The 13,315-nt window shown below is 43.3% G+C and carries 14 protein-coding genes; 7 read left to right on the forward strand and 7 right to left on the reverse strand.

Features of this window, described 5'->3' with window-relative positions; translation table 11 throughout:
- The first annotated feature begins 74 nt into the window (after positions 1-74).
- Complete coding sequence (locus FLA_RS03880) at positions 75-794, forward strand: SIMPL domain-containing protein (RefSeq protein WP_076381874.1); 720 nt, start codon at positions 75-77, stop codon at positions 792-794.
- 42 nt (positions 795-836) lie between these two features.
- Positions 837-1,496, forward strand: coding sequence for a hexitol phosphatase HxpB (gene hxpB, locus FLA_RS03885; protein ID WP_076381873.1), 660 nt, complete (start codon positions 837-839; stop codon positions 1,494-1,496).
- Between the two features lie 90 nt (positions 1,497-1,586).
- On the opposite strand, the gene fabF is transcribed toward hxpB, so the two are convergent.
- Entirely contained in the window at positions 1,587-2,834 is a 1,248-nt protein-coding gene (fabF, locus tag FLA_RS03890) for a beta-ketoacyl-ACP synthase II (protein WP_076381872.1), read from the reverse strand.
- A 239-nt stretch (positions 2,835-3,073) separates the two neighbouring features.
- Here fabF and smc point away from each other — a divergent pair, with 239 nt between their 5' ends.
- From smc to FLA_RS03910, 4 genes are all read left to right on the forward strand, one after another.
- Positions 3,074-6,595 (forward strand): chromosome segregation protein SMC, encoded by a 3,522-nt coding sequence (smc, locus tag FLA_RS03895; protein WP_076381871.1) that lies wholly within the window; start codon positions 3,074-3,076, stop codon positions 6,593-6,595.
- Positions 6,596-6,677: 82 nt separating this feature from the next.
- Positions 6,678-7,118 carry a hypothetical protein gene (locus tag FLA_RS03900; protein WP_076381870.1) on the forward strand — a complete coding sequence of 147 codons (441 nt, stop codon included), beginning with the start codon at positions 6,678-6,680 and terminating at the stop codon, positions 7,116-7,118.
- A gap of 67 nt (positions 7,119-7,185) precedes the next feature.
- Positions 7,186-7,476, forward strand: a complete 291-nt coding sequence (locus FLA_RS03905) for a DMT family protein (protein ID WP_231940453.1) — start codon at positions 7,186-7,188, stop codon at positions 7,474-7,476.
- 18 nt (positions 7,477-7,494) lie between these two features.
- Positions 7,495-7,782 (forward strand): hypothetical protein, encoded by a 288-nt coding sequence (locus tag FLA_RS03910; protein WP_096510709.1) that lies wholly within the window; start codon positions 7,495-7,497, stop codon positions 7,780-7,782.
- 218 nt (positions 7,783-8,000) lie between these two features.
- Here the strand turns inward: FLA_RS03910 and FLA_RS03915 are convergent, their stop codons facing one another.
- From FLA_RS03915 to FLA_RS03930, 4 genes are all read right to left on the reverse strand, one after another.
- A complete protein-coding gene (locus tag FLA_RS03915) occupies positions 8,001-8,960 on the reverse strand; it encodes an IS3 family transposase (protein ID WP_096510712.1) in 960 nt (319 codons plus the stop codon).
- Complete coding sequence (locus FLA_RS03920; protein ID WP_076383029.1) at positions 8,957-9,355, reverse strand: hypothetical protein; 399 nt, start codon at positions 9,353-9,355, stop codon at positions 8,957-8,959. The genes FLA_RS03915 and FLA_RS03920 overlap by 4 nt, the downstream gene beginning before the upstream one ends.
- 28 nt (positions 9,356-9,383) lie before the next feature.
- Positions 9,384-9,512, reverse strand: coding sequence for a hypothetical protein (locus tag FLA_RS31925; protein ID WP_262496044.1), 129 nt, complete (start codon positions 9,510-9,512; stop codon positions 9,384-9,386).
- Positions 9,513-9,948: 436 nt separating this feature from the next.
- Positions 9,949-10,995 (reverse strand): YCF48-related protein, encoded by a 1,047-nt coding sequence (locus tag FLA_RS03930; protein WP_076382968.1) that lies wholly within the window; start codon positions 10,993-10,995, stop codon positions 9,949-9,951.
- A gap of 61 nt (positions 10,996-11,056) precedes the next feature.
- Between FLA_RS03930 and FLA_RS03935 the strand changes: the two genes are divergently transcribed.
- On the forward strand, positions 11,057-11,806 hold the full coding sequence (locus FLA_RS03935; RefSeq protein ID WP_076382966.1) for a tRNA threonylcarbamoyladenosine dehydratase: 750 nt from the start codon (positions 11,057-11,059) through the stop codon (positions 11,804-11,806).
- Here the strand turns inward: FLA_RS03935 and FLA_RS03940 are convergent.
- Positions 11,757-12,281, reverse strand: coding sequence for a YkgJ family cysteine cluster protein (locus tag FLA_RS03940; RefSeq protein WP_076382964.1), 525 nt, complete (start codon positions 12,279-12,281; stop codon positions 11,757-11,759). The two genes, FLA_RS03935 and FLA_RS03940, sit on opposite strands and share 50 nt — an antisense overlap.
- 36 nt (positions 12,282-12,317) lie before the next feature.
- Entirely contained in the window at positions 12,318-13,232 is a 915-nt protein-coding gene (locus FLA_RS03945) for a transglutaminase domain-containing protein (protein ID WP_231940387.1), read from the reverse strand.
- Positions 13,233-13,315: the final 83 nt, after the last annotated feature.

Genomic DNA, 13,315 nt, shown 5'->3' on the forward strand with positions numbered 1-13,315 from the left:
TAAGGTAAACATTCATAAATTTTGAGTTTATGTAATTATAATATTTACAACATCATTGTATAAACAGATATTTTATGAAGAAGATTTTAGTATGTCTTGTAGCCGTAACTGCCATATTTACCGCTTCAGCGCAACAGACCGGAAAAACAGAAAAGACTATAAATGTGACTGGTACGGCCGAAATGGAGGTGGTGCCCGACGAAATTTACGTACAGGTAGAGTTAAAGGAGTATGACAAAAAGGGAGTGGGGAAGGTGGATATTGAAAAAATCAAGAATCAGTTCCTCGAAGCCTGCAAAAGCATCGGATTATCGGAAAAAGAGGTGAGTGTACAGAGTTTTTCTGGTCGTGATGCTCATTATTGGGAGTATAAAAGAAGTAAAAAGCAAAATCCCGACATGAAAGCGAGCATCGTATATTCTATTAAACTGGCCGATACCCGTAAAATGAACGAGCTGGTAGATAAACTGGACGATGAGGCTACCCAAAGCTTCTTTATTTCCAGGGTAAGCCACAGCAAGCTGGACGAATACAAAAAGCAACTAAAAATAGAAGCAATTAAGGCGGCAAAGGCGAAAGCCAATTATCTGGCAGCTGCTATTGATGAGCAGGTAGGTGGGGCTATTACTATTAATGATGTGGTAGAAAACGATGTTCAGCCTGTTATTTATCCGCAAACAAGAATGTATGCTAATATGAGTGTAGCGATGGATAAGGTGGATGAGGCTATGGAAGTAGGGTTTAAAAAGATAAAATTACAATTCAGCGTTTCTGTAACATTTGCACTGAAGTGAGAATAGCCTGTAACCCTATCTTTGCGCCTTCAACCACAGCGCATGCGATTAGATACGGTAATATTTGATATGGACGGTTTATTGATAGATAGCGAACCCCTTTGGGCCGAAGCTGCTGATGAACTGTTTAGCCAGTACGGATTTAAGTTATCACACGAACAATACGCCACCACTACCGGACTCAGAACAAAAGAGTTTGTGCAGTGGTGGTTTCGTCAATATTTGATAGACCCGCGTGAGGATGAAAAGGCCGAAACGCGCATTATTGACCTGGTAATGGAAAAAGTGGCCCAGCGTGGTAATATCATGCCCGGTGTACATCACATTTTCGAGTTCTTTAAACAGCGTGGCTTTAAAATAGGCCTGGCCTCTTCCAGTCCGCAACGTTTAATTGACCAGGTAGTTGGTTTGGTAGGGGTAAAAGATTATTTGCAGGTAACCTCCAGTGCCGGCGAGCTGCCCTATGGCAAACCACACCCGCTGGTGTATCTGAACTGTGCAGAAATGCTGAAATCACCAGCTACCAGCTGTATAGCGTTTGAAGATTCTTATAATGGTATGATTGCCGCCAAAGCCGCCCGTATGAAATGTGTGGTAGTGCCGCATCACAGCCAGCAAAAAGAAGAACGCTGGGGCGCAGCAGATTTAAAATTAACCTCCCTGCAAAATTTCGGGGCTTTGCATTTGGAATTGGTGGGGTAGAATATTTAATACGAATAGGAATGCTTATAAAAGCAAAGGGCTGCATCTAACCAGATGCAGCCCTTTGCTTTTATACTTAGTGAGTGATCCTTACAGCTCTGTTTTCTTGAAAATTGCTGTGGCAATGTGTCCACCAAAGCCGAAAGTATTGCTCATCGCATAGTTCACTGTTTTCTCCACTGCTTTACCTAAAGTAAGGTTGAAGCCTTCTGGTAGGCTAGGGTCAACATCGGTAGTGTTGATAGTAGGAGGAATGAGATTATGCTGAATAGCTTTGATACAGGCAATAGCTTCTACAGCACCGGCGGCACCCAACAGGTGACCCGTCATAGACTTGGTTGCACTTACATGTAGTTTAGGAGCGTGAGCGCCAAACATACGGGCAGTTGCTTTTAATTCACTGCCATCGCCCAGTGGGGTAGAAGTGGCGTGTGCGTTCAGGTAGTCGATTGCAGAAGCGTCAACACCTGCATCTTCCAGTGCCGCTTCCATACCCAGGAAAGCACCATCACCTTCCGGGTGTGTGCCGGTAAGGTGATAAGCATCACCCGCCATACCGCCACCTGCTACTTCGGCCAGGATGGGGGCTCCGCGTTTAATAGCATGCTCGTAGCTTTCCAGGATGAGCGCACCAGCACCTTCTCCCATAACAAAGCCATCACGCTTAACATCAAACGGACGGGATGCAATAGCCGGGTTTTCATTGAAGGTGGATAAGGCTTTCACCGCATTAAATCCACCCATGCCTGTTTCGTTAATAGGCGCTTCTGAACCTCCGGTGATAATCATTTCTGCTTTACCCCATTTGATGTAGTTGAAAGCGTCGATAATAGCGGTGTTAGAAGTAGCACAGGCCGATACGGTAGTGAAGTTTACACCACGCAGGCCGTGCTTGATAGAGATAATGCCGGAAGCAATATCCACAATCATTTTAGGGATGAAGAAGGGGTTAAAGCGCGGAGTGCCATCGCCTTTGGCAAATTCCATTACCTGCTCCTGGAAAGTTTGGATACCACCGTTTCCTGAACCCCAGATAACACCAATACGGTCTTTATTTAGTGTAGAAAAATCAATTTGTGCATGTTTGATAGCTTCTTCTACCGCTATAAGTGCATATTGGGTATACGCATCGTACTTGCGTGCTTCTGCTTTATCAATATGGTCCAGCGGGTTAAAATTCTTTAACTCGCAGGCAAAGCGTGTTTTAAATTTAGAAGCATCGAATTTAGTAATAGGGGCCGCACCACTAACGCCGTTTACAAGAGAATTCCAAAAATCGTTCACATTATTTCCAATAGGTGTCAATGCACCTAAGCCGGTTACAACAACTCGTCTCATAATGGTATGTTATAAAAGATAAATTTATCAGGGCGCAAAAATAGGGTGGGCAGGAGTTAAAAATCACACTTTAGCCCAATTTCATTGAAAACGAACACATGGTTAGTGGTCTTTGACCCTGTTACAGGGGTAATAAGAGGTAAACTGTCTGATTGACAGGAGGGTGAATGCAACTATATAAATAAAACGTCTTTTTTTCCCTTTTTCCCTTAAGTTCGCAGTTGCTAAATGGGCGAGAAGTGAGATTAAAACAATTAGAAATTAAGGGTTTCAAAAGCTTTGCTGATAAAACCGTAGTAAACTTCGATGAGGGGATTACTGGTATTATTGGTCCTAACGGCTGCGGTAAAAGCAATATTATTGACTCTATTCGTTGGGTAATTGGCGAGCAGAAGATTAGTGCGCTGCGTAGTGAAAACCTGGAAGCATTGGTTTTTAACGGAAGTAAAACGCGTAGCCCCAGCGGTTTAGCCGAAGTAAGCTTAACATTTGAGAACACGAAAAATCTGTTGCCCACAGAATTTAGCACCGTAACCATTACCCGCCGCTTTTATAAAAATGGAGATAGCGAATACCGTCTTAACGATGTAGCCTGCAGGATGAAGGATATTCATAACCTGTTTATGGATACCGGGGTGAGTACAGACAGCTATGCGATTATTGAGCTGGGGATGGTGGATGATATTATTAAAGACAAGGAAAACAGCCGCCGCCGCATGCTGGAGCAGGCAGCGGGTATTACCATTTATAAAACCCGTAAGAAAGAAGCCAAATCTAAGCTGGATGCTACCGAGCAGGACTTAAACCGTATTGAAGACCTGTTATTTGAAATCAACAACCAGCTGAAAACGCTGGAAAACCAGGCAAAGAAGGCAGAGAAGTATTACGAGATTAAGAAAGATTATAAAGAGATAGCCATAGAGCTGGCGAAGGCAGCGCTGGAAGGGTTTAATGTCACTTACCGCGAGCTGAACGAACAGCAGGATCTGGAAACCGATAAAAAAATAAGGCTGGATGCTGAAATAGCAACGGAAGAGGCTGCTATTGAACAGGAAAAAGTTGGCTTTATTGAAAAAGAACGCGCTTTACAAAGCCAGCAATACGAGTTTAACGAATTGCTGCAACAACTGCGCACCAAGGAAAACGAAAAGAACCTGGCTTCGCAGAAACTGCAATACCTGCGTGAAAAGGAAAACAGCTTAAAAGACTTTTTACAAAAAGCAGAAGGCCAGTTAAAAACGATAGAAGACTCTATTCAGTATACACAAATACAGGTAGGGGAAGAAGACAGCCGCCTGGCCGACATACAGGACAAGGTAGAAACTTCTAAACTGGATATTGAAGATAAACGCCGCCTGTTTGATGAAAAACGGAGCGGGGTAGATTCTTTACGCAGCCAATACCAGCAAATTCAGCGTAATCAGTTCGATGCAGAGAAGAAGGTGGCTATTGCCGATACTTCTATCCAAAACCTGCAACGTTCACATGTGCAAATCAACGACGAACAACATAACCGTTCGTTGCAGATAAGGCAGATGGAAGAAGAATTGAAAGAAAAGGAAGAAACGCTGGAGGATAAACGTGTTGATTTACAACAGTTACAGGAACAACACGAAAGAACCAAAGAACAGATTGTGGCTACCCAGGCACAGTTGGAGCAACTGCGTTCTAAACTGGCAGAAGAAACCCGCACACTGGATAAAAAGCGTAACGAACACGACCTGTTAAAAAGCCTGATTGACTCGATGGAAGGTTATCCGGAGAGCGTTAAGTTTTTACACAATAACAAGGAGTGGAACCATACAGCCCCTATTTTATCAGATATTATATATGTAAAGGAAGAGTTTCGGGCCGCTGTTGAAAATGTGCTGGAACCTTACCTGAGCTATTATGTGGTAAACAACCTGCAGGAAGGTTTACAAGCTATTCACCTGCTGGATACCCATAAAAAAGGGAAGGCAAACTTTTTTATGCTGGAGCAGTTTGCCGATGTGCAGGTGCAAACCCAGCAACCTGCACAAACCATCCGTGCGATGGATGTGATAGAGGTGGATGCACAATATCGTAAACTGGCAGAATACCTGCTGGGGAACGTATACATTGCAGAAAGCGACGAAGCCTTGCAAAACAGCAATGGTGCGGTGGTGCTGGAAAAAACGGGTAAATACGTAAAAGGAAAATACACGCTTACCGGTGGTAGCGTAGGCCTGTTTGAAGGTAAAAAAATTGGCCGCGCTAAAAACCTGGAGAAGCTGTATGAAGAAATAGTGGCGCAGGAAGCAGTAGTAAATCAGCTAAAAGCAGATATACAAGCACGCCATAACGAGGTAATTGCTTTTAACGAGCAACTGAAAGAGCATGCTATCAGGCAAACAGAAACGGAGATTAACCAGTTAACCAACCAGTTGTTTGCTGCTAAAAACAAGATAGAAAACTTACAGGCTGCCCAGCAAAACTCGCAGCAGCGCCTGGAAGATAATGATGTGCGCCTGCAGGACGAGCAGGATGCCATTGCCGAAACACGCGAAGTGTTGGGCAATCTGAACGAGCAGTTACGTAACACGGGCGATTCGATGAAGGCAGTGGAGCAGGATTACTACCAGGCAGAGCAGGAATACAATTTTGCGTCGGCCCAGTATAACGAAAGCAACCTGCAGTTAACCCGCCAGCAAAGTAAAATAGGTGCATTGAAGCAGGAGTTGGTGTTTAAAGAAAACCAGCTGAACGATCTGCATCAGCAAATACAAAGTAACACTTCCCAATTGTCCGATGCCAGCGCCAACATACAGGAAAGCGATGATGCATTGAAAGAAAGCGAAGCATTGTTGCTGGATTTGTTGCGTAAGAAAGAAGAAGAAGAAAGAAAGCTGAACGAGACGGATCAGGCTTATTATAATATGCGTAACCAGCTTCAGGAAAAAGAAAGCGAGTTGCGTATGAAGAGCAAGAGCAAGGAAATGATAGATCATTTGCTGTCTGAAATTAAAGACAAGCTGAATGAACTGAAATTGCAATTGTCGGGCATGAAAGAGCGCTTGCACGTTGAGTTTAAAATTGACCTGGACGAAATTCTGGACCAGCCCCGTATGACGGATACGCCACTGGAAGACCTGCAAGCATCCTCTGACAGGATGAAAAAGCGGATGGAGAACATTGGTGAGGTGAACCCTACGGCTATTGAAGCATTCCAGGAAATGAAAAAGCGTTATGAGTTCATTCTGGAACAAAAGAACGACCTGGTAAGCGCCAAAGACAGCCTGTTGCAAACCATACAGGAAGTGGAAGCCACTGCCAACCAGCAGTTCCTGGATACCTTTAACCAGGTGCGCGACAACTTCCAGAAGGTATTTAAAGCGTTATTTACAGAAGAAGATACTGCCGACATGGTACTGGAAAACCCGGAAAACCTTGCAGAAACCGGTATTGATATCGTAGCCAAGCCCAAAGGCAAAAGGCCTTCTTCCATTACCCAGTTAAGTGGTGGTGAAAAAACACTAACCGCAACAGCTTTATTGTTTGCTATTTACCTGATTAAGCCAGCGCCCTTCTGTATCCTGGATGAGGTGGATGCGCCACTGGATGATGCCAACGTAGGTAAGTTTACCCAAATGATTCAGAAGTTTAGCGAAAACTCACAGTTTATTATTGTAACCCACAATAAAATGACCATGAGTGCAGTAGACGTTATTTACGGTGTAACCATGCAGGAACCAGGGGTGAGTAAGCTGGTGCCAGTAGATTTTAGAAGTTTAAGTAATTAATTCCATTCATAATGCTGTAAGGCAAAGTCAAAAAGCTATCTGTATTGCAGGTTTCTTTTTGACTTTTTTTATTTGATTAACCGTGTATAAGTTAGTAGCTGTATTGTATTTCGTTTGTTTTAGTTTGTATATCCTGTTTTCGCGTCAACCAGATTACTTTGATGGCGAATTTTACCCGGCCACTATTCATTACCGGGCCGATAGCACAGGCCAAAGCCGGCCTATGGCAGTTTTTACTTTGAGTAAAAAAGATACTGTACGCGTACCGGCAGACTATTTGTTTAGAAAATTAACCGAAGGGCAAAGAGTAGAAGTGATTTTAGAAACTGCCAATCCGCATCATGGTACCGTGTATGCTTTTTGGGGATACTGGATCACCTGGGGGGAGTGTATAGGGTCTGTTATTTTACTGCTGGCCTTGTTTCAGATTGCGGTGCAGGTTACCAAACGTCCTACGGAAGAAGCTTTGGCAGAAGAGCGCACGATGTTTGATCCGCAGTATAAACGCAAATACAAAGACTAATTATTTTTACATATAACTTTCTTCGTTTATGAAAACAATAGGCATGCTCATCTTTTCCAACGTGTTTATGACTTTTGCCTGGTATTGGCATTTGAAAGACAAAGGCATTGCTTTATGGAAAGCCATTCTTATCAGTTGGGGCATTGCGTTTTTCGAATATTGCTTAACTGTGCCTGCTAACAGGTCAGGGTATACTACCGGCTGGACTGGCTTTCAACTGAAAATTGTACAGGAAATTATTTCCCTGGTGATCTTTTGTATATTTGCTGTGCTGTATTTGCGCGAACCTTTCCACTGGAAATACGTAATCAGCTTCCTTTTTATACTGGGTGCGGTATATTTTGCCTTTAAAAAATAGGCAATAATCACTGTGGGGATGATCCCCACAGTAGCCAGACTCATCGCCACAGTAGTGGGGATGATCCCCACAGTAGCCAGACTCATCGCCACAGTAGTGGGGATGATCCCCACAGTAGCCAGACTCATCACCATAGTAGTGGGGATGATCCCCACAGTAGCCAGACTCATCACCATAGTAGTGGGGATGATCCCCACAGTAGCCAGACTCATCACCATAGTAGTGGGGATGATCCCCACAGTAGCCAGACTCATCACCATAGTAGCGGGGATGATCCTCACAGTGACCCGTCCTAAAAAAACTTGACAGTAGAGAGCAGTTAATAATAAGTAGTTGTTGCAAGATAAAATTTAATTCTAACATCAGTTTACAGGGGTCTCAGTGATCCTATCCTGATCTGTCAGGATGAGCGCATAAACCTGCTGTCAAAAACAGGATTCTCAAAATCCTGTTTTTTGTTACGTTCCAGCCAGCTCATCCGGGCTTCCTTAACAGGCTTGCGCTTAGTCCTGTTTATGATAAACTTAATCCTGTTTGGCGTTACAGAGCTTCCCTAATCCTACGTTGCTTACTTCTAAGTCCTGATTCTTAATAATATGCTTACTGTAAGTCCGCCAGTTCCTTTTGATTATTCCGGTTAGTTCATGTGCCTGGTCCGGCGTCAGATAACTTAAACTATCATGGGGTCTGCGGCTGTTGTATAAGTTTACGGCAGCCTGTACAGCTTTGGTGGCCTGAACTAGATCTTCAAACTCTTTATTAAGACTATATTCATGCTTTAGAATACCGTTAACCCGCTCTGCTATTGCATTCTGATAGGGATCTCCTTTATGACTCATACTAATATTGATCTGATAGTTTTGCAACTGTCCAACATAATCAGAACAGCAGTATTGTACACCGCGATCAGAATGGTGTATGAGCATGTTCCGCCCAGGCTGCTGTTCATTTAAAGCCATGTTTAGCGCTTCTATGCTTCCACGCGCTGCCAGATTAGGCCACAGGCGGTAGCCAACTATTTTACGACTAAAAGCATCAGTTACAAGACTCAGGTAGCAAAAGCCTTCTGATACTCGCAGATAGGTAATATCACTAACCCAAAGTTGATTTTTACCTGTTAATATCAAGTGCTGTATTAAGTTATCATATTTACGGTAAGGATGGTTGCTATCGGTGGTAATAGCACGCCGTCTGCGATGACGGATAAGCAGGTCATAGCGTTCCAGCATATCAAATAGAGCATCACGGCCCATTTTAATTCCATGCGCCTGTAGCTGAGGTTCCAACAGATAGTAGAGCTTACGGGTACCCAAGCGAGGTTGTTCCTCCCGTATTTCTTTCACCATTTTTACTACAATAGAATCTGTCATTTCCTGCTCAGCCTGGGTGCGTGTAGCATAATACCAGGCTTGACGGGTCTTGCCAAACACTGTACAAAACTGACCTACCCCAATATGAGGGTGCAGTTCTGTAAGCAGGTTCACTGTTTGGCACCAGGCTTTTTTCGGATGGGAATTTTGAGATCATTTTCCGCTACATCAATGAGCGTTTCGAGGGCAATATTCTTGATCTCAGCGTGTTCAAGCTGCTTTTGAAGCAGTTTTACCTGCTTCTCTAATTCTTCCAGCTTCTTTTTTTCCGCTTCAGTCATTGCAGGTAAAGTTACTACCTCAGGAGGATATTGCTTACAAATCAAACGAATCTGTGTGTCGCTTATACTCAATTCAACCGTTGCCTGAGCTACGCTAACGCGTCCATAATGAATCTCACGCGCCAGCCAGCGCCGAAAACTTACTTCGTAATGATTGATACGGGGATCATCACTCAGCTTCACCCCAATTACGTTTTTAAAACTCTTGATCTGACTGTTTTTAGCCATCTTCTTTTCAGATTTAGGCTCTTAACTGTCAAGCTATTTCAGGACGAGACACAGTAGCTAAACTCATCGCCATAGTAGTGGGGATGATCGCCACAGTAGCCAGACTCATCACCATAGTAGCCGGGATGATCCTAACAGTAGCTAAACTCATCGCCATAGTAGTAGGGATTGTCGCTACTGCTGTAAAACTCATTCTCATAGATAATAGTGCGGGTCTGTTTGATAAACTGTGGGGTTTCTTCAGTGAATTGTGTCAGGAAAAAGCATGTTGGGGAAGAATATTATGAGTACCACGTGTAAGCAAAAGTGGTGCGGGAATAAAAAATTGCCCGCCTGTAAATCTGCAATATTGTTCCCGGATATAAAATGTATGGATAGTTGTAAAAGTAGTTATTGACGTTGCTGCTTACAGCGCTTAGTAGAAGAAAGGAGCCCCAAAATCCTTATTAATATTGAATTGCAGAAAATTAAAGGCATAAAAAAAGGGCGTTCTGATCGAAACAGAACCCCCTATTTAACCCTGCTGCATAAAAAACTGGTGGTAAGATAGGTAGTTTTAATGAAGGTTTAATCAAGTTTACACTTTTTTTAAATTAATTTTTAATATCCAACATTTTTCCTATTTGTCCCTTAGCTCCTGCGAAGTATACGATATTGCCCATTTTGGCTTTTTGAACTACATGAAATCCACGGGTAGAGATAGAAAACCAATGAAAACCTTCATCTTCACTAACATCAATTCCATTCAGTCCACATGTGATGGCGCGATTCTTATCAAGGTATAACACACAACTGCGATATCCATTAGGTGGTGTGCCCGGCTTTTGCCAGTTTTTCCCACCGTTAGTAGAAATAAGGCAATTGCCTTCCATATTTTCAGGTTGTGTAAAATCTCCTCCTACAATTAACCATTTTTGTTTCCAGGCTGTTAAAGAATTGGCCCCTGTGCTTTCTTTACCTTGTAACATGGGCAGCCTGGTAGTTAATTCAGCCATTTTAGTTCCATCAAAAGGAATTAAGTGTAGTCTGCTGCTTAAGCCACCGGTAACCATTCCCAGGAAAGTGGTTCTTAAATTCCCTTTCAATGGATGCAGGTTAGTACCACTGGATGCAAAACAGGCTTCCCCATTTTCTGCTTCGGGCATATAAGGATGCATGGGATTCCAGGTAAGGCCACCGTCTGTTGTATGAGCGATAAAAAAACGTCCGTTAACAGGATCGCCGACTACTGTACCGTACTTACCCCAAAAGCTCATCGCATCCAGGAACATTCCTTTGGTGCTATCGGTAAATACAATTTTCCAATGTTTGCCACCATCGGTAGTGCGTAAAATCTGGGCAGGCTCCGCTATAGCCATGATAACAGCAGTATCGGCATCAAAAGCTTCAATATCTCTGAAATCCCTTTCTTCAAAGCCGGCTACCTGAAACCATTCAAAATGCTGGCCACCGTCTACACTGCGTGCCACGTTACCATGGTTGCCACTTACCCATACCACTGCATCACTGGGAGCACTTAATCCACGTAAACTAACCGAGCGACCTGAATCTAATAGTGAAACCGTATATTTTTGCTGACTTTTTACAAGTGCGGGCAGCAAAATGACCGCTAAAAAAGCATAGGTTTTAGACAAATTCATAGAGAGGAACAGATTTTTATCAAAATACGATTAGTTTTTTCATTTTATAATTAAAAATACTATGATACCTTACTGGTTAAGCCGCATGCAATTATTGCTGGGTGATGAAAAAGTAACGCAACTAATGAACAGTCATGTGCTGGTGGCAGGCCTGGGGGGCGTAGGAGGCATTTGCGCCGAAATGATTGCCAGGGCCGGTGTTGGTAAAATGACCATAGTGGATGGTGATGTGGTAGACCTGAGTAACGGTAACAGGCAAATTCCTGCATTACACAGTACAGCTGGCAAACTAAAAGCCGAAGTAATGGCGCAACGGTTACAGGATATAAACCCTGCTTTACAACTGGAAATTATACCTGCTTACCAGGAAGACACCCAGATGGAAGCACTGGTAACCCGTCATAAATTTGATTACGCAGTGGATTGCATTGATACTTTAGGTCCTAAAGTAGCTTTCATTAAAGCTTGTGTAGAAAATGGAGTGCCGGTGGTAAGCTCCATGGGGGCAGGTGGAAAAGTAGATCCTTCCAAGGCTGAAATTGCCGATATCAGCGAATCGCACGATTGTAAACTGGCCAAATATGTGCGTAAGCGCTTACATGAACATGGCATTTATAAAGGTATTACGGTAGTGTTCAGTGCAGAAGAAATAGACACAGACAAAGTGATTGTAACCGAAAAGGCTTTTCCTAAAAAATCGTTGATAGGCACTATTAGTTATATGCCGGCTATATTTGGTTGCATGGTGGCCAGTGTGGTGATCAGGAATCTGTATCAGCAGGCTGGTATTGCCATTGAAGACGCTGTTTAAGCTGTTCCGTTACATTGTAAATAATAGGGCATCTGCCATAGTGCATGAAGGTGGAAAACAATCTTCCTGTAAAGTCGGGCAGATGCAGGCCGGGAAAAGTGCGGCATTCCTGGAAACGGTATTCATACACCGTACAGCATTTGTTCTGTAAAAAATGGCAGGGAATGGTATTCACAATCATATCGCCCTGCAGGCTGGTTTCAATATATTGTTGTGTAAACTCCGCCACCGGCATTTGCAAATGCGACGCCAGCCGTTCATTTTCGACCGGAGTTACGTTTATCATCAGGCTTTGGCAGCAATTGCCACAAGCGGTGCAATCTACCTGTGGGGTAATGGCTGCATCCAGTTCGTGCACAATAACATCTATATCTGCGCTGTTTTGCTGATACAAAAACTGCCTGAACTGATAGTTTTCCGCTTCTTTTTCAGTTCCTGCCTGTTCAATAACATTCAGTTGGTGGGTAAGTTTCACCGGGCAAAGGTAGCTTAATTTTGCCCGGTAACAGGTTTACAAATCAATCACCATACGCACGTCATCATTCAAATAGCGGCCGCCAGGGTGGCGTGCGGTATAATCCAGGTTAATCCAATATTCGTTATCATGTTCGTGGTAGTAGATTTTGTCAATCTGTTCTTTATCAAAGAATTGAATAACAGCTTGTTGCATAAGATCATATCCGGCTTTATCGCCACAAAACAGCTCGGGATACATATGGCCTCGAATAATTACCAGGCGGCAACGGGCGCCAATGCTCATCAAACAGCTGGCCATTAAAATAGCGTGATCGTCACAATCTCCCCCCATTCCGTTCAAAATGGTTTCGCGTGGGGTGGCAAAATATTCATCCCGCTGCGAATCGGGCACGTATTTAAATCGTGTGTTAATGTATTGAAATACAGATAAATAGCGTGTAAGCATGCCGTACTTCGTTTCGTAGTCGTCAAACGATTCCAGGGAATGTTTGACGGCAAAATTGCGCACTACCGAGTCGGTAGTGGTAACCCGGGCTTTAATCAGCTGGGAGGTTTTATTTAATGGGTTACCAAACGAGCGGGGATTGATGCTTAAACCGTCGGGTTGCTTCTCTTCCCGGATCATCCAGTTTTGATAAGCCAATGTTTTATAATCGTTTATAATTTCGGGAAAGGCATATTTGTCATTCACCTGATTATAGGTTAAAACGGCCAGCACTACCAGGAATGCAGGAATAATCAGGGGTTTTACCAGCCATAAAATTACCCTTACCACGGCTATGGCAATTAAAACAGCAGCCACCAGGTCAAAATTCCATTGACCTATCATTACCGGTGGTATATAGCGACAAATGAACGGGGCAAGGGGTATAATTGTTAAAATGCCTGCCAGTTCGGCTATAAAATTCTTTGCTGTACTGTATTTTTCGTCTGATGCCATTGCTGCCATAACTTAAACATAAACTCCTTTTAAGGGTACCCTGTAAGCAAATAATAAAGGGAACGATTTTTATTCACACCATGTACAAAAGT

The organism is Filimonas lacunae, assembly GCF_002355595.1.
GTDB lineage: Bacteria > Bacteroidota > Bacteroidia > Chitinophagales > Chitinophagaceae > Filimonas > Filimonas lacunae.

Coding starts and splice junctions, on each gene's coding strand:
- FLA_RS03935 (WP_076382966.1), top strand. CDS start 11,057: ATGATACCTTACTGGTTAAGCCGCATGCAATTATTGCTGGGTGATGAA.
- FLA_RS31925 (WP_262496044.1), bottom strand. CDS start 9,512: ATGGCGATGAGTTTAGCTACTGTTAGGATCATCCCGGCTACTATGGTG.
- FLA_RS03905 (WP_231940453.1), top strand. CDS start 7,186: ATGACTTTTGCCTGGTATTGGCATTTGAAAGACAAAGGCATTGCTTTA.
- FLA_RS03945 (WP_231940387.1), bottom strand. CDS start 13,232: ATGGCAGCAATGGCATCAGACGAAAAATACAGTACAGCAAAGAATTTT.
- FLA_RS03930 (WP_076382968.1), bottom strand. CDS start 10,995: ATGAATTTGTCTAAAACCTATGCTTTTTTAGCGGTCATTTTGCTGCCC.
- FLA_RS03910 (WP_096510709.1), top strand. CDS start 7,495: ATGATCCCCACAGTAGCCAGACTCATCGCCACAGTAGTGGGGATGATC.
- FLA_RS03920 (WP_076383029.1), bottom strand. CDS start 9,355: ATGGCTAAAAACAGTCAGATCAAGAGTTTTAAAAACGTAATTGGGGTG.
- fabF (WP_076381872.1), bottom strand. CDS start 2,834: ATGAGACGAGTTGTTGTAACCGGCTTAGGTGCATTGACACCTATTGGA.
- hxpB (WP_076381873.1), top strand. CDS start 837: ATGCGATTAGATACGGTAATATTTGATATGGACGGTTTATTGATAGAT.
- FLA_RS03880 (WP_076381874.1), top strand. CDS start 75: ATGAAGAAGATTTTAGTATGTCTTGTAGCCGTAACTGCCATATTTACC.